We start from the raw sequence: 19,923 nt of genomic DNA, 5'->3' as shown, positions 1-19,923 counted from the left end.
TGTGGGAGTCTTTGAACTGTTTTCCAAACGTCAGAAACGCGCCCGCGGCGAAATGCCTGATGTGTATGTGTATGACGAACTTCCCCAAACGCTGCGTGTGCAGATTGTTCACATCATCACTGACGCCTTCGGTGAAGACATCGGTTACGGGGGGAATGGCTCGGCCGCAAGTGCATATGAATTTGTGGATCAGACGCTCTGCAGAGAGTTTGGTGTTTTTGAGTTGATTAAACACTCCAGATCAAAACAAGACTCGGTATTTAATTTTTTTCTGCAGCAAGAATCCACCGAAAGTGCACTGGATGTCGTAGAGCTTTGCTTCAGGGTCATTCAAAACGTCATCGCTCGAAATACGACATATCGGCACAATACGACTCGAAAAATGGAGTCCGAAGAGGCCATTGATGAACTTAACGAGCGCTTCAAAGAACATGGCGTCGGATACCAATTTGAATCTGGAGAGATCATTCGGCTCGACTCCCAGTTCTTGCATGCGGAGGCTGTGAAGCCAGCGCTAGCCGTATTACGAAACGACACCTTCAAAGGAGCAAACGAAGAATTTTTGAAGGCACATGAGCATTACAGACATAGCCGGTACAAAGAAACGTTGGTTGATGCCCTCAAAGCGTTTGAAAGTACGATGATGACTATCTGTAAGCTTCGTGGCTGGACTACGCAGCCTACGGATACAGCGAAGACGCTCATTAATGTTTGCATGACAAATGGCTTGTTCCCAACATACTTCGACAACCAATTTACGTCGATTCGAACATTGTTAGAAAGCGGCTTACCCACAGTACGCAACAAACTTGGTGGCCACGGACAGGGCGCTGAGCCGGTTGCAGTACCTGAATATTTGGCGCGATACGCACTGAACCTCACGGCAACAACCATCCTCCTTATGGTTGAAGCCCATCAGGCAACAAAATAGGCTCAGCAAGTTTACCTAGTGGGATTCACCGTCTCTCCCACCCGCCGATACACCTTTTGTGTGATGTCCTGTTTGGTGTGACCAAGCAACTTGCTCGCGTGATCAAGGTCAGTTTCCGATGCGGCCTTGGGGCGAATGTCGCGAAATTGAAATTCACGGATCCGTGCGGCCAGTTGCTCGCTACCTGCTTCACTGGCATGCTTGGCGGCCACAGCCCGCGCTTCATCAAACCGCGTCCGCAAAGTCCAGCGATTTAACGCAGTGCCGGCTGGGGTAGCCATCAATGCCAGGCTGGCCACCTTGCGCGGGCGTGCTCTGATGCGCTCGATCACTTTGCCCAGCTCGGTCGGCAGGCCGCCAACCATCAGCAAAATCCGCAACTTCTTTTTGGTCTTGCCCTGCTGCACTTCCAGCGCTCCGTCGCGGATATCCGACAGGCGCATTTTCAGAACATCTGCGGGCCGCTGGCCGGTTAGGTAGTTCAGGTCCATGGCGTCGCGCAGCTCATCGCAAGCCACCGCGTATACCGCGCCCCATACGTCGGCGGCCGCGTAATAGTCCCGTGGTGTTTCCTTGTTTTTGCGAATGCCCTTCGCTGGATTTTCTTGGGCGGTAAAGCCCCATTCGCGTGCCATGTTCCACACGTTAGAAAACACCGATATATCGCGGTTGGCACGCACCGGCGCCTTGGCCCCACGCTTGTCACGGTACAAGGCAATGTGCTGCGGGGTGATCACGCTAATCGGCACCGCATCAAACACTTTGCGCAGCATCATCAGGCTAGCCAAGTAATCTTTCTGGGTGCGGGGAGCCTTGGTCGGGATGGCTTCGCGCTCGTACCGGTCAAACACAAAGCGCATTAGGCCCGTTTCCTCGGCGGGTTCCCGGCACTCCAGCTCGGCCCATTTGCGCTTGGCCTCGTTCAGATCGGGGCCGAGCGGTATTTCCACCCGGCGCCCAGCCCCATCTCGCCCGTTGTAATAAAACGATTCCCACACTTTTCCGCTTTTCAGCGTGCGGGTGCGGCGCAGCATACGTGGCGGTAAATCTCGGTTTGTGGACTTGGGACGCATAGCAGCCCCTTAGCCCAATGCCGCAAAATTGGGCTTACCCGATTGTTGCAGTCCATGCGCCGTAGGCTGCACACCAGCTAGGCGCAAGCGTGCAAACCAGCGCCCCACCACAGGCCGTCCGGCGCCATTCACGGCGTACTGCCAGCCGTTGCGGTTCAACCAATCGCGCTGCATGCTGGCAGTCTTGTAGCCGGTCACTTCCAGCAGTTCTTCTGCATTCAAAAATTCAGTCTCAGACACGCCCCACCTCCTCGTCTTCGGTTTCTTCTTCGTCCCAGTCGCTCACAACGTAGGCGCGCATGCGCTCCCGTTCGGTGGCGCAGTCTTCTGCGTAGTTCTCCCAGCCGTCCGCAAAAATCTGCGATTTCAGCGCTCGCGTGTGTTCGGCGATGGCGTTTTGTCGTTCGGCTTCAAATTCCGCGGCGCACTTTTCGGCATAGCTGGGGCTTTGGAGATAACTCCAGGCCCTCCCGTCGTGGCAGCCATCGCCAAAAACAGAGCGCCGCAGGTTGTTGGTGAGGCGCCCCGTACAGTTAATAAAACCAGTCCAAGCAGCGGGCAAAGCCCGCTGTTCCTCAATGGTGCGCCAGGGCTTAGCCCCATTCAGGCTAGGTGCAGCATTAGTGCTGTCAGGAGCAGCAGCATGCACCACAATGGAAGCATCGCCACTGGCCAGTGGCTGCCAAAACATGCGGCGGCTTACCAGCACGCGGCCGCACATGCGCCCGTGCTGCGGCTCCAGGCCCATGATGCGGCCAACCTTCAACGGCTCGCCATAGCTGTTGGTCTGCCCGTCCATTGGCACGCTGCGCGCCACACGCAAATACCACTGGCCGCGCTTCAAGCAATGGCCGCCCATCTTCTTCATGAACACACACCAATCGGCACGCAGGTTATGGCGCCGGTGGCAGTGGTAGTGAATCGTCCAGGTGGCCCAATCGCCTTGCGCCTGAAACGCCTGCACCTGGTCTTCCGTCACCCGGCGCATCTCGCGCCACACTGTCACGCTCGGCAGACCAAAGGCCTGAAACTGCCGCACACCCCAGTGGGAAGCCCAGGCATCCACGCGCTTGTAACCCGCGTAATCGCTGCTGGTAGTGTCCTTGGCGGGCAACTGGTCGCCCTGGCCATCGCCCTGCATGCGCATAGTGGCCTCTTGCCCGTTCACCACGTCCAGATGGTCGCTCAGCGCATGGTTACCTACATTTTTGGCAATGTACTTAGCCACATAGCCCGCAGCGCCACCGCCCTCGATCCGCTTAAGACGAACGCGGTGCTCCTGCGCGCCACGCTCCTTGCCGTCCTCGCTCAGCCAATATTTGCGAATGATGCCCTCCATCGCTCTGGCGTCGGCCTCGCTATCCACCCAGGCCAGCATGTGCCAGTGGGGTGTGCCGTCGTGGTGGGGCTCGGCTACCCGCAGGCCGTAAAAACGGATGCCGGCCCGCGTCAGCGCAGCGCGCGCCTTGCTCCACTGCTTACACAGCCAGGCCTGCCCCTCGCGCGGGCCGGCGCCGTTCCACTTGTCGTTGGGTATGGCCTTTTTGCTGCCGCCCACTAGCGTCATGCGGTGAAAGCGGCTGGGCAGCGTCATGGTAAAGAACAGGCCCACATGCGCTTTCTCGTCGGCGTACTCTTCCGTGCCACGTATGCGTGTCATCAGCTCACCGCCCCGTATCGCCGGGTTGGCAGTGCTCAGCGCGGCCAGGGTCGAGAGCTTGAACACCTGGCCCGCCTCATTGCGCAACCCAATCTGCTCCAGGATGTCTGCGTTGCGTGCGTTCTGGTGCTTGCGTCGCATCAGCGCGCTGTGGCTCACATAGCCGCCGCTGTTCAAATGCACCTGGCCGTGGGCGATATAGCCACCCTCCACCACACGGGCTACCAGCCTGCGCAGTTTACGGCGCCACCACTTGGGGCACTTGGCGCGGTTAATGGCGCCCATGCCCTGTATCGGCTTGTCCTCTCGTATGCCCGTCAGCCGTGCGATCTTGCGTACCAAGTCCACACGCTGCGCCTCGTCGGCACCGGCGTGGCACAGCATCGCATCCAGCTCGCCCACATCGGCAACCATCTTGTCTGCCCATGCGCAAATCTCACGGTCGCCCATGTTCAGCCGCACCGCCTGGCCGTATTCGTCTTGCCAGGTGGCCAGGCCCTGCAGCCGATCCCAGGCCGCATAGCCCTCGGGCAGCTGCTGCAGCTCCCAGCGCGCCAGGGCATCGCTGCCCAACACCAGGCCTGCCGGCGGCACCATGCGCCCAAAACGGGCGCGAATGCTTGCACGCCATGCCGCCGGGGCGGCCTTCACGATGCGCTCCAAATGCACATCGGCCTGGTAGTGTGTGGGCCGCTTGTTCAGCCAGTCATGTGCCCCATTCCAAGGGGCTTCAACACGCTCAATCGGACTGCGGCGCTCCAGCGCGCTACGGATGCTTTCGATAGAAGCCATAGTGCACCCCCGCCTTACCACGCACAGCCGCTGCTGCGCTGCGCCAATGCAGTGCAGCGCTGCATATGCGCCTTGATGGTTCGTACCGCGTAGCTGATAGCCGCCTGGTCGGGCGGCGCAAAGCCGCGCCAATCGCTGGCGGCCAAGTCTGCCCGAGTTGTCTCGGAGCCCAGGCCCGCAGTGGCCAGCACCGTTTCGCGCATGGCCAGCGGCAGTGCAAACCATTCAGCCTGCGGCGCGCTCGTGTAGCGCTGCTGGCTGGCTGCAGCGGCAAAGCTGTCGCGCAGCTGCTGCATGCGCTCGCGCAGCTCGACTGGCATAGGCTTGGGCTCGGGTGCCGAGGCTGGCGTGGTGGGCTGCCTGGGCTGGTGCAGTTGTGGCCATACCAGGTGCAAGGGCAACCAGGCCGGTGACGCCAGGGTGTGTGATGGGGCCATCGCAGGGGCTATGGCGAGGGCAAAGGCAGGCTGCGCCACGCCACAGCCGACCACCAGGCGCAGGGTGGTGCTTTCGACGTTCAAGGCGGTCATACGGCACCGCCTTTCTGCGATCGCTGCTGAGACTGCAGCCAGGCCCGCACATCGGCCGCGTGCCAGTAGCGCAGCCGGCGGCTTAGCTGCACCGCCGGTGCTGGGAAGCGCGCGTGCCTGGCCAGCCGCTTGCCCATCTGCTCGCAGGTGCAGTCCAGCAGCTGCGCAACATCAGCAGTGCTCAGCAGCTCAGCCGCATGGGCGCCGCTGCGGACATTGCTGCCGCTTTGCGTCAGCCACTGCAGCACATCGCGGTACAGCCAAAAGCGCATGCGCCGACTCACGTTGATGCATGGGGGCGGAAAATCCGCCCGCGTGGCAATGTGGTCTGCTGCGTGCTGGCGGGTGCAGCCCAGCAAATCGGCCAGGCCCGCCGCATCCAGCCGTGGGGCGGCTAAATCGGCCAAACCCATGGCCCGCGTGGTGCCGGGCTGGTACAGCCAGCGCAGCACATCTACCGCGCGCCAGTAGCGCACACGGCAGCTCACATCAATTAGTGGGCGCGGAAAATCCAGCCGCTTGGCCAACTGGTGCTGCACATGGTGCGGCGCGCAGCCCAGCAAGGCCGCCAGGCTGGCCGCGTCTAGGCAGGGCTCGCCATTCATTACCGCCGTGGCCACGCACAGGGCGGGCGCTGCGGCCGGGTTGTGCCATGCATTCATGCTGCACCCCCTTCTTGCGCGTGGGCTTGGGGCTGGCCTGCAGCGCGCAGGGCTTGCGCATAGCGGTCAACCAAGCCCATGGCGTATAGCAAGGCGGCACAGTCGCCGGCCTGGGGCGCCTCGCCAGCGCTTGCGCGGTCAAGGGCCCAATAGGCGCGGTCTGCCTTGGCGGCTTCGCTCAGGTCGTAAAAATCGGATACGGCGGCCAGTGTGTGGTGGGCGGTATTTCCCATGATCAAGCCCTCCACAATGCCGGTTGCGAAGTGCTCAACACCTGCTGGAGCTCTGACAATTCCGCCTCTAGCTTGTCCAGGCGGATATTGATGCATTCATTGATCGAGCGGAGTATGGAACCCAACTGCTCGGGCTGCGCCATCGCACTCTCTGCAGCGCAAGACACCATGTATTCCAGCCCATCGTAAGCCTCCATGGTTCGGCGCAAGTGGTCAGCCGTGTCCTTCGCTTGATAAACCAACTTGCTCGCATCTGCGCTGCGCATGATGACGGCCTGCAGTTGACGCTCGCTCCCGTTCTGCGCATCGGCCTCAGCCAGCCAGGCACTCCAGGCCCTGGCCTCTTCGTGGTTCAGCGCGGCTTCCCACTGCTCACGCGGAATGCCGGCGGCTATGCAATTGAACACATCGCGGGGCTGGCCGGCAAGGGCCGTGGCTGGTGTATCAGTTTTGATAGCTTGTGCCGCATGTTGCAGCACGTTTTCAGTCGATTTATTGCTTGAATTGCTTGCAGCACACGAGCTAAAAACTCCTTTTTTTGATAAGGATTGCACAGCACCAGGCAATGCAGCAGCTTCCACTGCCACGCGGGCAGCGTTTGTGGTGGCGTTCATGGTTTAGGCCTCGGTTTGCAGTTGGTTTAAGGCTTGCAAGGCAAGCATCAATTTGCGGCGGGCGGCGGCAAAGTTACCGCGCTCAATGTATCCACTGGCCAGGTTGGTGGCGTTAAAGGCTCCCAGCAATGCTTCTTGCGGGCTCAAGCTACAAGCCGTTGCACGCTGCTGCGTGTTGGCGACTGCAGCGTGTGCTGCGGAGGGGGTCAGTGTTGAACCATGCATGGCACACCCTCCAGGGTGTACAGCGCCACGCCTTTGCGTAAAAAGCCATCACGATCCACGATTGCAACAAGCACCGTACTGACCGCATAGCCTGCTTTGCGTAGCTGTGCAATACGTGAGCGCGGTTCGTAGATACCTATGGCGTGAAGCTCATCACTGGTGTGAGGGCGTTGCAGCAGCGCTCCAAGCGTTAGCTCGCACTGCGTAGGGACTCTTGCCGGGCTGCCCGAAGTAGCCTGCAAGCGATGGGCCGTAGTCTTGGTCGGCGGCGCGATCATGATTACCTGGTATCCAGCGCTTGCGGCTGGAGTGTTTTTTGCGGTAGCATTCATACCGATTCCTTCTCTGCACGAGTGGGTTGATCTTGAGAGCCTTACCAGGTCGAAGCGGTAAGGCTCTCGTCTTTTGAGCTAGGCTGCAGCACTCTTTTTCTGTTCCTCAGCCTGTCCGCGTTTGATCAAGTAGATCAATTCAGCATTCATACTGCGCTCGTTCATGGCGGCACGCGCCTTGATTTCTTTCCTCATGTTCGACTCTGGGAAACGCAGTACAAACTGATCCTTGCGCTCCAAGCCTACGGCAGTGTTTGGCTGTTGCATGTACATCCCCTGTAAACTAGCGACTTGCTATTAGTCGCAAATATATCGAGTCGCTATCTTTTGCGCAAGAGGTTTGATAGCGACTCGATATATTTATTTCTTATTGTTGCGGCAGGAGTCATAACCAAATGGAAGATAAGCAAGGTTACCCTTCCGACTTAGCGGATAAGGTTCTTGTACGCATGCCCGAAGGAATGCGAGACAAGCTCAAGGCCGCGGCCAAAGACAACAGTCGCACAATGAATGCAGAAATTGTCGATCGCCTTGAGCGCTCTCTAGAACGAGACAGATATGCATCTGAAGCTGCAGCCAGGGACCTAGCCCCAGCTCCAGCCTACGCTATCAAAATTGCTCAACTCGAAAACCGTCTCGATATGGCCGATGATCGTCTCTATGACTTTCAGCTTCGAGAACGTTTTGCCAGAGGCGAGTTGGATTTGCTCAAGAGCCTGACTGATAGCAAAGAAGCTGCCGTACGCTTGGTTCACCAAGAAAAGCTTGTGAATGAGCTAGTTGAGGCAGTTAGCAAGCAAACGAGCTTCATTGCTGCGTTAGAACAGGAACTTGAACAAGCTAAAGCCAGTCGCGGTCCAGAACAGTTTTGGATCAATCCTGCATTCGTTGACGAAAATGGTGAACTTACAACTCCGCGGCGAAAGCCATAGAGCTGGGGTGTTGCCGGTTCCAAGGACACCGTGTGAAGGTGGAAGATGAAACCGGAGGTAGTTCGTGGAGAGAAGAAGGACATTCAGTCTAGAGTCGGTCAAGCTGGTTACCGAGCGTTTTTGCTACCTCTGCCATGGCTGCCAACTATCCATGTAGCGGAAGCAAAGGGAGTGTCGCATTGCGCTGACCAGCGCTTTGCGTGCAATGACGGTTCAATCAGCGCATCCAAGCGTGTTTGCAGTTCTGCCAATGCACCGGCTCCGGCAATCCGCCCATTCATGGCCACACCGCGTAGCACGGGCGGCAATTTCAACAGCCGCCCCAACAATTTCTACACCGACCCACGCGACAGCCGTTACTGCTTTTCTGACTCTGGCAAGAAGAGCTATCTGCACGATTAAAGCGCCACGTTCCATCAGTCAATATCGCTGAGCGAACTGCGTCGCCGCGTGGCGTTGCGCTGCTCTTGCCGCTGCATCTCTGTGGTAACGGCACGCGCCAAGGCCCGCTCATCCATGCCCGGCGCGGGGGTGATGTTGAAGGTATTGTGAAACACCGAGCTGATAGCCGGGCTTTGCAGCGCGGCTTTAGGAGCCAGCGACATCAGCGGGGTGCTGGCTGCCTCGCCAGGGCGCCGCAGGGCATCGCCAGGCTGCTGCAGCACCAGGCCGCGTGCCTCCCATTGCCTGGCTGGTGACGGCCCCATGGGTACGGCGTTAAAGGCGGTGGCCATGCCCTTCCGGGTTTCTTCCAGTCGGCTGGCATCGTCTGCGCCCACGGCACCTTTGATGCCGTCCCACACGGCGGCCATCGCTTTGAGGGCAATGGTTTTGAAGAACTCATACAACCCGCCCGATGCGCCGTTGAGGCCCCATTCCACTGCGACCCATATTTCTTTGGCCAGGTTGCCCCACTCGCCTTTGTTCCAAAACGCCTTGATCTTGTCCCAATGGGCATACAGCCCAGCAAACAGGCCGCCCAGGCCCAGCACGATGGCGGCCAGGGGGTTGGTGCGGGCAAAGGCAAAAACCAGGCGGAAGACGCTGCCCAACAGGCCGCCCAGTTTGCCCAGCAAGGGCAACTTGCCGGCCAGCTGCGCCAGTTTGGTGCCGATGCCGCCCAGCAGCTTGCCCGGCCCGCCGGCCTTGAGCTTGCCCCAGGCGGTGGCCAGCCCCAGCATGGTCTGTGCGGCCTTGCCGGTGCCTGCAGCAGCTGCGCCTCCTGCCACACGCATGCCCAGCAGGTTGAGCAAGAAGCGGCCCGATACCAGGCGCAGCATGGCCATGGAACCCAGCACACCCACCAGGGCAATGCCCAGGGTGCCCATGACGGTGAGCACGGCGGCGCTACCAGCGGCAATAAGCATGAAGGTTTTGGCAATGCGCGGGTTTTCTTGCACCCATTGTTTGATGCCGTTGGCCAGCTCGCCCAGCGTGTCAAGGATGGCTTTTAGCTCTGGCGCAATGCTTTGGCCCAGGGCTTTGAGCAAGTTGCTCCACGATCCGCCGGCAGCGTCTGCCCGGTTTTCCAGGGTATCGAGCATGGCGGTGACGCGCTGGGCCAGGTCAGCCTGCGCTGCCATTTTTGCGGCGGTTTCTTCGTAGCCGGCTTTGCCGTCTGCAATCCATTTAGACAGGGTGCGGTTGGTTTCCGCGTCGTCGCCCCACAGGGCATGCATCACCATGCCACTGTCTTGGGTGGAAAGTTTGCGCAGCTGCTCCAACTGTTTGAAAAGTTGGCCCAGGCCGCCAAACTCGCCGTTGCCGTCGGTAAAGTCGAGCTTGAAGCGGCCGCCGGTTTTGACAATGACGGCGTTGGCCTTGTCTACCTTCTTTTTGTCCATGGCGCGGTCAAAAATCTTTCGGGCCGCGTTGCCAACGGATCCCCCGTCTTCCATGCCTGCCTGGTTCATCATCACCATGAAGGGGGCCATTACGCGCATGGCGGCGGCGCCCTTGGCTTTCATCACATCCAGCATGGGCGCGGCGTTGCCAATGGCGGACTGCATGAACGCCATGTCTGCGCCCAGATAGTTGGCGCGCTGCATCAGATCAGCCACTTCGGGCATTTCGGCTTCGGTGGCGCGCAGCGAATCCTGCATCTTGGCCATCTTGGCGGCGGCTTCGGTGGGCTCTACCTGCATCAGAACGCCCAGGTTGGCGGCGGCTTCGCCCAGGCCAACAATCACGGCTTGGGCGCTCATGCCCTCTTTGCGTAGCACGGTCATCATTTTGATGAAGTCGGCCGTGCTGCCTGGCAGGCGGTCACCCAGCTCTTCGGCCTTGTCCAGAATCTGCTGGAACTCCCCCACCACGCTGCCGTCTTTTTGCATGAACGAAATGCGCAGCTGTGTTTCTTCTGTCTCGGCCTTGGCGTAGGTAGTGACGGGGGATGCCAGTGCCGACTGGATTTTTTGCCCCGCCATTTGTGCACCCACCGCTGCGCCGCCCCATTTGGCCAGCTTCATCATGGTGGAGCCGTGCTTCTCGCGCAGGGCCGCCAGCCGGCCTTCTACCTGGCGCTGCTGCTCTAGCTTGTGGCGCTGGGCGTCAATTTGGGTGTTGGCGGCTGCAATGCTGGTAGCCAGCTTGGTTTGCGCCTGCGATGCGCTGCCCAGGCCCAGAGCGGTTACCTCCGAGCGTAGGCGCATGACGGCGGCGCGTTGGCGTTCGTAGGCGGCAGCCTGTTGGGCAACTTCTTTTTCTTTGCTGTCGACCTGCCTTTTGTTGGCAATTCCTTGCGCGCGCATGGCAGACAGCTGCTCTTTGAGCACGCGCAGCTTGTCGCGCTCGCGGATCAAATCGGGCTTGGCATTGCCCAGCTTTTCCAGTAGGCGCTGCTGCCGCTGCAGTTTTTTGAGGGCAAGCTCGGTTTCGCCCAGGGCTTGTGTGGTGGCGTGGCTGCCGGTTTGTATGGCTTTGAGCGGGCCGGTGACTTTATCGACAGCTGCCAGCAGGACTTCAAGGCGCAGCTTCTCAGCCATGGCACACCTCGCGGCATGCCTGGCGGCTTGGTGCCGGCTGGTTTAGCGCGGGGCGCCGGTTTCGGCCAGCAGTAGCGCTTCTTGCGCGCGGTCTGCCCGTTGCTGAGCAGCGCGCAGATGCTTGGCGCTGTATTGGCCAGGATCGAGGGACTGGTCGAACTGCATGACTTCCAGCTCTTGTTGCAATTGCTTGGCACGCGCGCGCAGCTGAATCAAGGCCAGCTCGCGTTTGGCTTGCGTGGCCTCCCGCTCGGTCAGCACCTGATCGAGCTTGTAGTACGCGGCGATGCCCGCAAAAAACAGCAGTGGGTTCATAAGGGGGCATCTTAGTTCTTTCGCTCAGGCGGGGCGTTGACGGTGTTGAAGCGCTGCACAGCCAACTGCTGCCAGCCCATCAGCTCATCCAGTTCCATGGCATCCATGCAGCTGGGCGGCCAGTGAAAGACGAAGGCAATGTCTGCCATCGGCTCTTCAACATGCATTGGCAGTGCTATTGCAGCTCTGCCTTCGGCACGAAAAAACTGACCAACGCCATCCCCAGCATGAGCAGGTCGGCAGGGTCAAGGTTTTCCACCTCGTGCTTCACCAAAAATGGCTCCGTCACGCGGGGCAGAACTTGCATGATGGCGTCGGCATTGGCGTTGAGCATGGCACCCAGGTCAATGCCGCGTAACTCGCCGCTTTTGGGCTTGCGCACATACACCTTGGTGATGACTTGCGCGCCACGGGTGATGGACTGCTGCAGCGTGATGGCTCGAGCTGCACGTCCGTTGATGATTTCTTCGCCTTCGAGGGTTTGGGTTTGACTGGTTGCGGTGTCGGTCATGGTTGTTTTTCCGTAGTTGATGGATGTGGTGGGAGTGAGGGAATCGGTGCTCATGCGGCGCGGTTTTCGGCAGCCAACTTGAGCTTGTGGCGTTCTGCAGGGGTTTGCGGCTTGCAGCCGTGCATCGGCCCAAGGTCTAGCGTACCGATGGCATCGGAAATGGGCTGGGTGATGTCGCTTGGAGCTTCCATAGATTTGCTGCGCAACAGACTCAGCAATACGCCCATCCGGCTGTCAACGGTGATCCGGTCGGTCGTTGGGCTGAACCCCAGTGATGGGCCTATATCAACCTCGATCGCTGGATTGCCAGATCGCACATTACGAATCAAGGCAAGTGCATCGGCCAGTGCTGGTCCGTGCTTTTCCAGCAGTGCGAATGCATGAAACCGCGCGCCTGCAGAGAAGGCCGATCCATGAGCTGCCTGGTACGTTTCAGCCTCGATGCTGGCTTGAATAAACAGAGGCTGGTGTTCTGCGCATTCGGCGTTTGTGTTGGCAATGGCGCTCTCCAGCTCTTCGCAAATGACAATGGCGTCGTTCTTTTTGTTGAGAATTTTTTGCACCGCTGCGGTCTTTTCAAACCCGGCGGCTTCAAAGGTAGATTTGAAGTCGCCTTCGGCTTTTTCGCGTTCCAGGCGGGCCGCTTCCAGCTTGGCTTTCAGGGAAACTTGGTTGTTGAAGATCTCTTTCAAGCGAACCACGGCGCCGGTGTTGAACGCTTCGCGCGCAGCTTTCAGGCGCGCCTGTGCAGCTAGCCAAGTGGCCTTGGCTTCTTCGGCTTCTTGGGTAAAGGCGTTGGCGGGTGTATGTGTGATAGTCATGACTGGAGTGATGTGTTTTTCAATTGGGTTAGCAGTCAGCCACGTGAACGTCACCACCACCAGCTGCTGCATTCAGTGCCGAGGCCAGTTGGCGGGCTTGTTCGGCAGTGAAGTAGGCAATGGGCTCTGCGTTTGGGCCGCTCCCTTCTTGCAGCACCACCTGCGCAGGGTTGGAGATGCTTTCACTGGAGTAATTCGTGCCGTTGGTGCCGGCTAGGACTTTCAGGGTTCTGGTTTTGCGTCCGTTATGGTCGCTGCATTGGGCAGCGCCTTTGAGGCTGTATTGCTGGTCGTTCAGGCGATGAATTGGCATGGTGTTTCCTGTGGTTGCTTAGGTGGGTATGGCTGGGAATTCGGGTTTCGGGTTCAGCTCTGTTGCTGCATGGTCGTGGTAGTTTTTCTTCCTCGGCTTTTTGTAGCTGGAAAGGCTGCCGCTTCTTTCCATAGTCTCGGCGTTGATAGTTCTGGGTAGGTCTATTTCGGGATGAGGCATGGCTGATGGCGCGATGGTGCGAATCGCCTCCAGGCTGGCAACGAAGGTGTAGGCGCAAAACGCATTGGTGCACTGGCATATCAGGCTGCGCATGGTTCTGGTTTGCTGCTCACTGGTACGCACATTGGCTTTGGTTTCGCAATGCGGGCAGCGGATGAATAAATTGCTTGCCCTGTTTGCATGTGCTGTCATTTCGCGTCCCTTGCCGTTGGTAGATCGGCACGTGGGCGACTGTCGATCCAAGCGTTGATTTCAGATTCTTTCCAAGCGATGCGCTTGCCGTGCACACGAACGGCAAGGGGAAATGCGCCACAGTCCATCCACCGGTAGATTGTTTGGCGGCCTGCCCCCGTAAGCTGCTGCACAACATTGATTTGCAGTAGACGGTCGTGGTACGTGCTTGGCAGCTGCGAAATCAGCGGAAATTTTGTGGCTGCAGTGGGGGTCTTTTTTTCCATGCCTCAATAGTGCTTTTGAGGCTGTGACAAGTCACGCAGCACGCGCTGTGTCTGCGCCCCGGACATTACGCAGCGCCGTTTTCTGCAGCTCAGATGCCCAACCAAAAGATGCGCAAACTTTTCGCGCACTACCTCCGTCATTTCCCGACGAATCCCGACACTTATCGCGGGGGCAAAACCGCCCCGTGAGGCCGCACCAGTGCTGGAAAGCACCATACCCGGCAGTGCCGACAGAATCGACCTGTTAAGAGTGCGGGCGCGGCGGGGTCTCGACCGCGCGCAGCGGGGGTATGCAGGGGTATGCAGGGGTATGCAGGGGTATGCAGGGGTATGCAGGGGTATGCAGGGGTATGCAGGGGTATGCAGGGGTGTGGCTGGGTGCGGCAGGGGGCGGAGTGCCCCTGGGGTGCGTGCGTGGGCCTGTGGCTGTGCTTGCGGGCCGTGGCTGGGTCGCTGGGCTGCGGGCAGGGGGTGGGTGGCCATGCAAAAGGCCCGCGCTGTGGCGGGCCTGTGGGGCTGGGTGCGGCGCGGACCTGGCTGCTGAGCGCGAGCTGGGCACAGGCCCGGGGCCGGGATGTGGCCGGTGCCCAGGTGCTGCGGCTGGGAGGTAGTTACCAGGCGGCCTGGCTCTCGTTCAGCTGGTAGGGCTTGAACCGCACCACCTCCCGGCCTGCCTGGGCGTTGATCGACCCTGCCATCCTCATGTATTTGGCCAGGGCGTGGCTCAGTACCAGCTTGCCCCCAGCTGGTTTTCGCGCCACTCCAGATAGCCATAAAAGCTTTCCGCACCCCCTCCTACAGGCACTGAAAATTCAACAGCTTATTGCTCATTGATTTGCTATCCATGCGGAAATTAATTCAAGGAAAGCGTTTGTTTTTCAACAAAAAAGCGCCAGACTTGAAAACCGGCGATGGTGAAAGCCATCCGTGAGTTCGAATCTCACCGCTTCCGCCAATACACAAACCAAGTGATTGATTTCACTTGGTTTTTTTATTGTCCAGCACGCCATTTTTAACGGCTGACCCTGGCCTTGGCAGACCTGGCAACGACCTGCATTGCGCAATGGCTTCGGCTCGCCTGGCGCCAGCAAGTCCAGCCTCTTGTTGGCATCAACCAACAGCTCAATACTCGCAACAGCCATCTCCTCCTCAGCCAGTAGTAGTTCGTCACCAACTGCTGTGGAGCGATGTGGTACTGCCCCTAAACTGCTCTGCAAACGAGAAGCAGGGAGGACAAGTGATGTCGCTGAAAGAGGATTGGCAGGAGATAAACGCTGAGGACTGGCAAGGCACCAGTTTATGGTCAACGGTCGCCATGGCCTTGGCCGCTTTGTACGTGCTGGCGCAGCACCTGCTGACTGCAGACCAATGGGTCTTTTTACTGGACCATGCCAACCTGGCCATCCATGAGGCCGGGCATCCCATCGTGGGCATTTTCTCGGGCCGCCTGGCGGTGTATGGCGGCACCCTTTTTCAGTTGCTGTTTCCGCTTTTGTTTGTGCACCATTTCTGGCGACAACGGCACAGCCTGGGCTTTGCGGCAGCCTGGCTGTGGTTGGGGGCCAGTGTGCTGAATGTTGCACGCTATATGAAAGACGCCCGCAGCCAGCAATTGCCCTTGGTCGGTGGTGGCGAACATGACTGGACAGAAATCTTCAGCCGCTGGAACCTGCTGGCCAGCGATACCCGCATCGCTGGTGTTTTCAGTCTGATGGGCGCCAGCATCTGCGTGGCTGCGGTGGTATGGCTGTGGTTCAGAGACCGCCACGACGCATAGCACGCAGCGCCTCCCATCCGCCCAGATCACCAGTTGTGCGTATAGCTTGCCGTCAAGGTCGCCCCCGACGCGGGCAGGCGGCTGTCGTTCTTGCCGCTGCGCATCAGCTGGCTGTAGAGCGGCAGGTAGTAGCGGTTGAACAGGTTCTGCACGCCGACGGTGACCAGGTCCTTGTTGTCGAACTGGTAGCGGCCCACCACATCGACGCTGTAGTAGCTTTTCACATCAGCCCGGGCGAACTGGGTCTTGCCATCGGCCAGGCGGTAGTCGCGTGCGCCAAACCAGTTGAACTGGGTGCGCAGGCTCCAGCGGCTGCTGGGGTTGTACTGCACATAGCCGGTGATCTTGAGCGGCGGGATGCGGTAGCCCGTCATGCGCTGATCGCTGCTGGCACCGGGCGGCGTCTCTCGGCCCTGCATCCAGGTGACGGTGCCGCCGGTGGTCCAGTGGTCGGCATAGTGGTCGGCAGTCAGCTCCACACCGCGAATGCGTTCGCGCGTGCGCGTCAGGTGCAGGCCGTTGTTGAAGGACTGCACGGCGCCCAGGTCCGAGCGTGACTGGAACAGCGCCAACGTTGCCATGGTGTCGCCAAAACTGCCGCGCCAGCCGATCTCATAGTTGTCGGTCTTGACCGGTTCCAGCTCGGAGGCATTGATATCGAACTTGGCCCCTGCATTGCGCAGCTGCAGGCCCACATCGGGCAGGTCAAAGCCCTGGCTGAACGAGGTGTAGAACTCGTGGTTCTTCCAGGGCTTGAAGGCCAGACCCAGGTTGTAAAGCACCGCGTCGTAGGAGACCTTGCCGCCCCCCACCGTGGCCGGATTGGGCAGGCGCGACTGTGACAGCGGCTGAAAATCGTCAAAGCTGGCCTGCGATTTCTCATAGCGCAAGCCGCCTTCGGCGGACCACTGGTCGCTGAACTTGTGCTGCAACTGACCAAAGGCGCCCGCGCTTTTGACGGTGACCCAGGGCATGTACATGCGCTGCCCCGTGGGCTGGAACACCAGACCGCCACTGGCGTCATAGACGGCGGCATCAAAGGTATCGAGCGGCATGTTGCTGCGCTCCTGGATGTAGTCCGCGCCCCAGACCAGCTTGGTGGTCTTGTCTTCGCCGATCGGCGTGGTGATGGTCAGGCGGCTGCCAAACACCTTGTTGTTCTGCATCACCTGGTCGACAAAATTGCCCCGGTTGGTGTTGCTGCGGGCATCAAAGGGCGCAAAGCGCACGTAGTTGTCACGGCCGTAGACCATCGCGCTCAGGGTGCTGCCGCCCAGGTCCTTGTGTTCGTAGCTGGCGCTCAGCAAGCTGTTTTCCACCTGGTTCTGGTCGGCCAGCTTCAGCCCCCGGATGGCGCGGGCCGCTACTGATCCCAATGGTGCCTGGTTGACGCTGGGGTCGTTGGCATAGTCCGACTTCTGGTGCGCACGCAGGTGGCTGGCCGCCAGCTGGATGCGCTGGTCCGCATCGATGCGAAAGCCGATCTTGCCGCCCAGGCTGTAGGTGTTCGAGTCGAACAGATCGCCCTGGCTGGCGTCCGGCGCGATACGGTCGCCGTGGCCGTCAAAGGCTCCGCCGATGCGGCGGGCCGAAATATCGACCTCGTAATCGACCACATCACCGGCCCCCGACAGGTAGTGCTGCACCTGGCCGCCCAGGCCGTCGCCGCTCAGGCGCGAGAGCGCGCTGTCAAAACCCACCGTGGTACGCGCCACCGGCTTGCCACCCACCGGGCGCGTCGTGACCGAGATAACCCCCCCGGTCGCACCGCTGCCGTAGATGGCATTGCTGCCGCGCAACACCTCGACCCGCTCGATGCGGCTCATCTCCACATTGACCAGGTTGCGCGCCGTGTCGCGGTTGGTGTTGAGCGGAATGCCATCGACCAGCACCAGCACGTTGCGGCCGCGCAGGGTCATGCCGAAATCGCTCATGTTGCGGCTGGAGTCGGACATGCCTGGCACGCTCTTGGCCAGCAGACTGTTCAGATTGGCCGAGGTGGCACGCAGGTCGTCCAGCTCTTCACCCTCGATCACCGTGACCTGCCGGGTGGGCTGCATCAGCGAGCTGTCGGAGCGCTGGTCGGTCACGACCACGGTGGCCAGCTGGTGGCTGGCCTCTGCGGGTACGACGGCTGTCTCAACGGACGGCACCGCCTCCGCCACCGGTGGCTGCGGAGCTGTTGGCTTGCGGATCTGCAGCGCGCCACCGTTCAGGGTCTGCAGCTGCAGCGCAGAACCCTCCAGCGCCTTGCGCACCGCCTGCTCTGCCGTCCAGTGTCCCTGGATCGCGGCACTGCGCTGGCCTTGCAGCAGGGCAGGGTCGGCGACGATGCTGCGGCCAGTCTGCTGGCCAATCCGGGTCAGGGTATCGGCCAGGCTACCGGCAGGAATGTCGAGCTGCACGGCAGCAGCTGGGGGCGTATCGGCAGCCTGGCCGGTGGCAGGCGCCAGCGCACAGGCCAGCAAGGCAGCCAAGGCGATGGCATGGAAGGGCGAGCGTTCAGCGCAGTTGCACACGGTCGAGGGGGCAGCGCCATGGCGGCGCTGGGGGCGGGAAGTAGTCACGGCAGAAGTTCCTTTTGGCTGGGTACTGCTTAACCAGTGCGCCGAAACTAAAAAACCCCTCATCTATTTGCAGGGAGCACCGTATCGGAGATCGCTTCGACCTCCGCGTCAGACCTTCTCGCCAATACGGATCAACGGCCCCCAACGCTGGATCTGCAGCGGCAGCATCTGGCTGAGCGTTGCCAGCAACTCATCGACATCCAGCCTGAAGATGCCAAACACCCGCAGATCCGCGACCGCAGGGGCCACCCGGATGTAGCCAGAAAAATAGGCCTGCAGCGCCTGGGCCACCTCCGCCAGCGGCCAGTCATCAACGGCGAGCATGCCCTGCTGCCAAGCGGCGCGCTGCACCGCATTGGCGCCCAGCGCCTGGAGTTGATGGGCACTGAAGCGCGCGCCCTGGCCCGCCCGCAGCAAGACCTGGGCAGCCTCACGGGGCCGCAGGCTCAGGCCCTGGTCCAGCGCCACCATTTCCGTCCGGTCGGCATAGACCCGGCCCATCATGCTGCCGGCATCGAGCAGCGCCAAGCCATCGCGGGTTCGGATCTGCAATGGCGCCGCGCCGACTGAGGAGCGCCTGGCAATCAAGGCCCCGGCGCGCAGCTGCAGCGCGGGGCTGCCAGCGGCATCATGCACATCGACTGCAGACCGGGCATCCAGCAGCACGCGGCTGCCATCGGCCAGCGTAAATTCACGGCGCTCACCGGTGCCGGTCTGCCAATCGGCCATCAGCTGGCCCAGCGGCGTCAGCCGGTCTGCGACGAATGCACTCGCCACGCCGATACCGCCCAGCGCCAGCGCGCCCCGCAGTACCCGGCGGCGGCGGGTTTGGGACAGTGCCTGCATGGCCGCCTGCGCATGCAGGCCCTCGGTATGGGCCTGCAGGCTGCGCACCGCCGTCAGCGGCTCGGCCAGCGCCGAGCGCACGCGCTCCCAGGCGGCCTGGTGCTGCGCATCTTGCTGCAGCCAGCACGCAAAAGCCTGGTGGTCGGCCGCGCTCATTGTTTCAGCCTCATGGCGCACCAGCCAATCCACGGCAGCGCGCAAAGCGGGGCTGGGGGCGTCTGCGCGGCTCATGGCGCGCAGCGCAGGCATTGCAGCAGAGCGCGTCGCATATGGCGCTCCACAGTGGCCAGCGAGATGCCCATGTGCTCTGCGATCTGCGGGTAGCGCATACCTTCCAGCCGCGACAGCAGAAAGACCGTCTTGACCGGCAGCGGCAGCGCAGCCAGCGCCCTGTCGATCTGGCAGATGGCTTCCACCAGCATCGCGTGCATCTCGGGGGACAGTGCCATCGCCTCGGGCATATGGCGCAAGGTGTTTTCGTAAGCCGCTTCCAGATCCTGGCGCTGCCAGAGCTTGATGAGGATGCGTTTGGCAATCGTCGACAAAAGGGCACGCGGGTGCCGGATATCCAGCATCTCGCCTTCTGCGGACCTGCCCTTTTCCGTCAGCTGCAAAAAGGTTTCCGAGGCCACATCCTCTGCCTCGCTGTGGCTGGATGCGCGCAGCATCAAGCGCCCACGCAGCCATGCGTGGTGCTGGCGAAAAATGGTCTCCACGTCGGTAAGGAGCGAAGGCTGTGGCATGGACAAGGCCGTTGGGTCAACACAAACAACCGCAAGATCATAATTGATAATGATTCTTTTTTCACCAAGGGTAGTGCTCTTGCTGAACTGTCTCCTGCAGCTGTCGGCCGCTGACCGGCCTGCCCATCGCCATATCCGCGGTCACCCCCGTCGCACCCAGCAGCTTGATGCACATCAAGCATTACCGGGTTTCAACCGCATCTCGCACACTCATAAAAATTGTTAACCATCCTGCGGCATAAGGATGTTTGACATTGCCGTATTCCTGACGCCTGTTCATCCTACTACGATGCATAACAGAATTGAATAAAGTTATTCACAGGAATGAAATGAAAGCCTTCAAAATAACGGTGGCCCATTATGTGGGCCTGGGATGTGCGGTGGCGGCACTTGCCCAACCGCTGGTGGTCCAGGCCCAAACTGC

General features: G+C 60.3%; 25 protein-coding genes. 4 read left to right on the top strand and 21 right to left on the bottom strand.

What is annotated here, in order from left to right; translation table 11 throughout:
- Window position 1: 1 nt before the first annotated feature.
- Window positions 2–931, top strand: a complete 930-nt coding sequence (locus tag LPW39_RS01625; protein WP_230770752.1) for an STM4504/CBY_0614 family protein — start codon at window positions 2–4, stop codon at window positions 929–931.
- Between the two features lie 11 nt (window positions 932–942).
- On the opposite strand, the gene LPW39_RS01620 is transcribed toward LPW39_RS01625, so the two are convergent.
- From LPW39_RS01620 to LPW39_RS01575, 10 genes are all read right to left on the bottom strand, one after another.
- Window positions 943–1,965 carry a tyrosine-type recombinase/integrase gene (locus LPW39_RS01620; protein WP_230770750.1) on the bottom strand — a complete coding sequence of 341 codons (1,023 nt, stop codon included), beginning with the start codon at window positions 1,963–1,965 and terminating at the stop codon, window positions 943–945.
- A 48-nt stretch (window positions 1,966–2,013) separates the two neighbouring features.
- On the bottom strand, window positions 2,014–2,244 hold the full coding sequence (locus LPW39_RS01615) for a DUF4224 domain-containing protein (RefSeq protein WP_230770749.1): 231 nt from the start codon (window positions 2,242–2,244) through the stop codon (window positions 2,014–2,016).
- A complete protein-coding gene (locus LPW39_RS01610; RefSeq protein ID WP_230770746.1) occupies window positions 2,237–4,456 on the bottom strand; it encodes a replication endonuclease in 2,220 nt (739 codons plus the stop codon). The genes LPW39_RS01615 and LPW39_RS01610 overlap by 8 nt, the downstream gene beginning before the upstream one ends.
- A 14-nt stretch (window positions 4,457–4,470) precedes the next feature.
- Window positions 4,471–4,986: a hypothetical protein gene (locus LPW39_RS01605; protein WP_230770744.1), complete on the bottom strand. Its 516-nt coding sequence runs from the start codon at window positions 4,984–4,986 to the stop codon at window positions 4,471–4,473.
- Window positions 4,983–5,648, bottom strand: coding sequence for a helix-turn-helix transcriptional regulator (locus tag LPW39_RS01600; protein WP_230770741.1), 666 nt, complete (start codon window positions 5,646–5,648; stop codon window positions 4,983–4,985). Before LPW39_RS01600 ends, LPW39_RS01605 begins: the two co-directional genes overlap by 4 nt.
- Entirely contained in the window at window positions 5,645–5,881 is a 237-nt protein-coding gene (locus LPW39_RS01595; protein WP_230770740.1) for a hypothetical protein, read from the bottom strand. The genes LPW39_RS01600 and LPW39_RS01595 overlap by 4 nt, the downstream gene beginning before the upstream one ends.
- A gap of 2 nt (window positions 5,882–5,883) precedes the next feature.
- A complete protein-coding gene (locus LPW39_RS01590; RefSeq protein ID WP_230770738.1) occupies window positions 5,884–6,495 on the bottom strand; it encodes a hypothetical protein in 612 nt (203 codons plus the stop codon).
- A gap of 3 nt (window positions 6,496–6,498) precedes the next feature.
- Complete coding sequence (locus tag LPW39_RS01585) at window positions 6,499–6,642, bottom strand: hypothetical protein (protein WP_230770736.1); 144 nt, start codon at window positions 6,640–6,642, stop codon at window positions 6,499–6,501.
- 59 nt (window positions 6,643–6,701) lie between these two features.
- Window positions 6,702–7,052, bottom strand: coding sequence for a helix-turn-helix domain-containing protein (locus tag LPW39_RS01580; RefSeq protein WP_230770734.1), 351 nt, complete (start codon window positions 7,050–7,052; stop codon window positions 6,702–6,704).
- A gap of 78 nt (window positions 7,053–7,130) precedes the next feature.
- A complete protein-coding gene (locus tag LPW39_RS01575) occupies window positions 7,131–7,319 on the bottom strand; it encodes an Arc family DNA-binding protein (RefSeq protein WP_230770732.1) in 189 nt (62 codons plus the stop codon).
- 128 nt (window positions 7,320–7,447) lie between these two features.
- Between LPW39_RS01575 and LPW39_RS01570 the strand changes: the two genes are divergently transcribed.
- Both LPW39_RS01570 and LPW39_RS23400 read left to right on the top strand, forming a co-directional pair.
- Window positions 7,448–7,984, top strand: coding sequence for an Arc family DNA-binding protein (locus tag LPW39_RS01570; RefSeq protein ID WP_230770730.1), 537 nt, complete (start codon window positions 7,448–7,450; stop codon window positions 7,982–7,984).
- A gap of 279 nt (window positions 7,985–8,263) precedes the next feature.
- Complete coding sequence (locus tag LPW39_RS23400; RefSeq protein ID WP_269075716.1) at window positions 8,264–8,386, top strand: hypothetical protein; 123 nt, start codon at window positions 8,264–8,266, stop codon at window positions 8,384–8,386.
- Window positions 8,387–8,400: 14 nt separating this feature from the next.
- Here the strand turns inward: LPW39_RS23400 and LPW39_RS01565 are convergent, their stop codons facing one another.
- The 8 genes from LPW39_RS01565 to LPW39_RS01530 are packed head-to-tail and all read right to left on the bottom strand — an operon-like array spanning window position 8,401 to window position 13,566.
- On the bottom strand, window positions 8,401–10,968 hold the full coding sequence (locus LPW39_RS01565) for a phage tail tape measure protein (RefSeq protein WP_230770728.1): 2,568 nt from the start codon (window positions 10,966–10,968) through the stop codon (window positions 8,401–8,403).
- Between the two features lie 42 nt (window positions 10,969–11,010).
- Complete coding sequence (locus LPW39_RS01560) at window positions 11,011–11,283, bottom strand: hypothetical protein (RefSeq protein ID WP_230770726.1); 273 nt, start codon at window positions 11,281–11,283, stop codon at window positions 11,011–11,013.
- 11 nt (window positions 11,284–11,294) lie between these two features.
- A complete protein-coding gene (locus tag LPW39_RS01555) occupies window positions 11,295–11,432 on the bottom strand; it encodes a GpE family phage tail protein (RefSeq protein ID WP_230770724.1) in 138 nt (45 codons plus the stop codon).
- Between the two features lie 26 nt (window positions 11,433–11,458).
- Entirely contained in the window at window positions 11,459–11,848 is a 390-nt protein-coding gene (locus tag LPW39_RS01550) for a phage tail assembly protein (RefSeq protein ID WP_230770722.1), read from the bottom strand.
- Window positions 11,845–12,687 carry a hypothetical protein gene (locus LPW39_RS01545; RefSeq protein ID WP_230770720.1) on the bottom strand — a complete coding sequence of 281 codons (843 nt, stop codon included), beginning with the start codon at window positions 12,685–12,687 and terminating at the stop codon, window positions 11,845–11,847. The genes LPW39_RS01550 and LPW39_RS01545 overlap by 4 nt, the downstream gene beginning before the upstream one ends.
- Window positions 12,644–12,928 carry a hypothetical protein gene (locus LPW39_RS01540; protein WP_230770718.1) on the bottom strand — a complete coding sequence of 95 codons (285 nt, stop codon included), beginning with the start codon at window positions 12,926–12,928 and terminating at the stop codon, window positions 12,644–12,646. Before LPW39_RS01540 ends, LPW39_RS01545 begins: the two co-directional genes overlap by 44 nt.
- An 18-nt stretch (window positions 12,929–12,946) precedes the next feature.
- The gene (locus tag LPW39_RS01535; protein WP_230770716.1) at window positions 12,947–13,300 is read right to left on the bottom strand and encodes an ogr/Delta-like zinc finger family protein; all 354 of its coding nucleotides are present in this window, start codon (window positions 13,298–13,300) and stop codon (window positions 12,947–12,949) included.
- Window positions 13,297–13,566 carry a helix-turn-helix transcriptional regulator gene (locus LPW39_RS01530; protein ID WP_230770714.1) on the bottom strand — a complete coding sequence of 90 codons (270 nt, stop codon included), beginning with the start codon at window positions 13,564–13,566 and terminating at the stop codon, window positions 13,297–13,299. Before LPW39_RS01530 ends, LPW39_RS01535 begins: the two co-directional genes overlap by 4 nt.
- Window positions 13,567–14,629: 1,063 nt before the next feature.
- Here LPW39_RS01530 and LPW39_RS01525 point away from each other — a divergent pair.
- Entirely contained in the window at window positions 14,630–15,343 is a 714-nt protein-coding gene (locus LPW39_RS01525; protein WP_230770712.1) for a hypothetical protein, read from the top strand.
- 26 nt (window positions 15,344–15,369) lie between these two features.
- On the opposite strand, the gene LPW39_RS01520 is transcribed toward LPW39_RS01525, so the two are convergent.
- The 3 genes from LPW39_RS01520 to LPW39_RS01510 all read right to left on the bottom strand — a co-directional run bounded on the left by LPW39_RS01520 (window position 15,370) and on the right by LPW39_RS01510 (window position 19,499).
- Entirely contained in the window at window positions 15,370–17,910 is a 2,541-nt protein-coding gene (locus tag LPW39_RS01520; RefSeq protein ID WP_230770711.1) for a TonB-dependent siderophore receptor, read from the bottom strand.
- A 108-nt stretch (window positions 17,911–18,018) separates the two neighbouring features.
- The gene (locus LPW39_RS01515) at window positions 18,019–18,987 is read right to left on the bottom strand and encodes a FecR domain-containing protein (protein ID WP_230770709.1); all 969 of its coding nucleotides are present in this window, start codon (window positions 18,985–18,987) and stop codon (window positions 18,019–18,021) included.
- Window positions 18,984–19,499, bottom strand: a complete 516-nt coding sequence (locus LPW39_RS01510) for a sigma-70 family RNA polymerase sigma factor (RefSeq protein WP_230770707.1) — start codon at window positions 19,497–19,499, stop codon at window positions 18,984–18,986. Before LPW39_RS01510 ends, LPW39_RS01515 begins: the two co-directional genes overlap by 4 nt.
- Between the last annotated feature and the right edge of the window lie 424 nt (window positions 19,500–19,923).

Origin of the sequence: Comamonas koreensis (assembly GCF_021026195.1) — a bacterium.
Taxonomy (GTDB): Bacteria; Pseudomonadota; Gammaproteobacteria; order Burkholderiales; family Burkholderiaceae_C; genus Comamonas; species Comamonas koreensis.
This window is presented reverse-complemented; position numbering and strand designations above follow the sequence as displayed.

Coding starts and splice junctions, on each gene's coding strand:
- LPW39_RS01550 (WP_230770722.1), bottom strand. CDS start 11,848: ATGAGCACCGATTCCCTCACTCCCACCACATCCATCAACTACGGAAAA.
- LPW39_RS01605 (WP_230770744.1), bottom strand. CDS start 4,986: ATGACCGCCTTGAACGTCGAAAGCACCACCCTGCGCCTGGTGGTCGGC.
- LPW39_RS01560 (WP_230770726.1), bottom strand. CDS start 11,283: ATGAACCCACTGCTGTTTTTTGCGGGCATCGCCGCGTACTACAAGCTC.
- LPW39_RS01600 (WP_230770741.1), bottom strand. CDS start 5,648: ATGAATGCATGGCACAACCCGGCCGCAGCGCCCGCCCTGTGCGTGGCC.
- LPW39_RS01535 (WP_230770716.1), bottom strand. CDS start 13,300: ATGACAGCACATGCAAACAGGGCAAGCAATTTATTCATCCGCTGCCCG.
- LPW39_RS01580 (WP_230770734.1), bottom strand. CDS start 7,052: ATGAATGCTACCGCAAAAAACACTCCAGCCGCAAGCGCTGGATACCAG.
- LPW39_RS01610 (WP_230770746.1), bottom strand. CDS start 4,456: ATGGCTTCTATCGAAAGCATCCGTAGCGCGCTGGAGCGCCGCAGTCCG.
- LPW39_RS01620 (WP_230770750.1), bottom strand. CDS start 1,965: ATGCTGCGCCGCACCCGCACGCTGAAAAGCGGAAAAGTGTGGGAATCG.
- LPW39_RS01565 (WP_230770728.1), bottom strand. CDS start 10,968: ATGGCTGAGAAGCTGCGCCTTGAAGTCCTGCTGGCAGCTGTCGATAAA.
- LPW39_RS23400 (WP_269075716.1), top strand. CDS start 8,264: ATGGCCACACCGCGTAGCACGGGCGGCAATTTCAACAGCCGCCCCAAC.
- LPW39_RS01575 (WP_230770732.1), bottom strand. CDS start 7,319: ATGCAACAGCCAAACACTGCCGTAGGCTTGGAGCGCAAGGATCAGTTT.
- LPW39_RS01525 (WP_230770712.1), top strand. CDS start 14,630: ATGGCTTCGGCTCGCCTGGCGCCAGCAAGTCCAGCCTCTTGTTGGCAT.
- LPW39_RS01510 (WP_230770707.1), bottom strand. CDS start 19,499: ATGCCACAGCCTTCGCTCCTTACCGACGTGGAGACCATTTTTCGCCAG.
- LPW39_RS01570 (WP_230770730.1), top strand. CDS start 7,448: ATGGAAGATAAGCAAGGTTACCCTTCCGACTTAGCGGATAAGGTTCTT.
- LPW39_RS01555 (WP_230770724.1), bottom strand. CDS start 11,432: ATGGCAGACATTGCCTTCGTCTTTCACTGGCCGCCCAGCTGCATGGAT.
- LPW39_RS01530 (WP_230770714.1), bottom strand. CDS start 13,566: ATGGAAAAAAAGACCCCCACTGCAGCCACAAAATTTCCGCTGATTTCG.
- LPW39_RS01595 (WP_230770740.1), bottom strand. CDS start 5,881: ATGGGAAATACCGCCCACCACACACTGGCCGCCGTATCCGATTTTTAC.
- LPW39_RS01545 (WP_230770720.1), bottom strand. CDS start 12,687: ATGCAGCAGCTGGTGGTGGTGACGTTCACGTGGCTGACTGCTAACCCA.
- LPW39_RS01515 (WP_230770709.1), bottom strand. CDS start 18,987: ATGAGCCGCGCAGACGCCCCCAGCCCCGCTTTGCGCGCTGCCGTGGAT.
- LPW39_RS01590 (WP_230770738.1), bottom strand. CDS start 6,495: ATGAACGCCACCACAAACGCTGCCCGCGTGGCAGTGGAAGCTGCTGCA.
- LPW39_RS01540 (WP_230770718.1), bottom strand. CDS start 12,928: ATGCCAATTCATCGCCTGAACGACCAGCAATACAGCCTCAAAGGCGCT.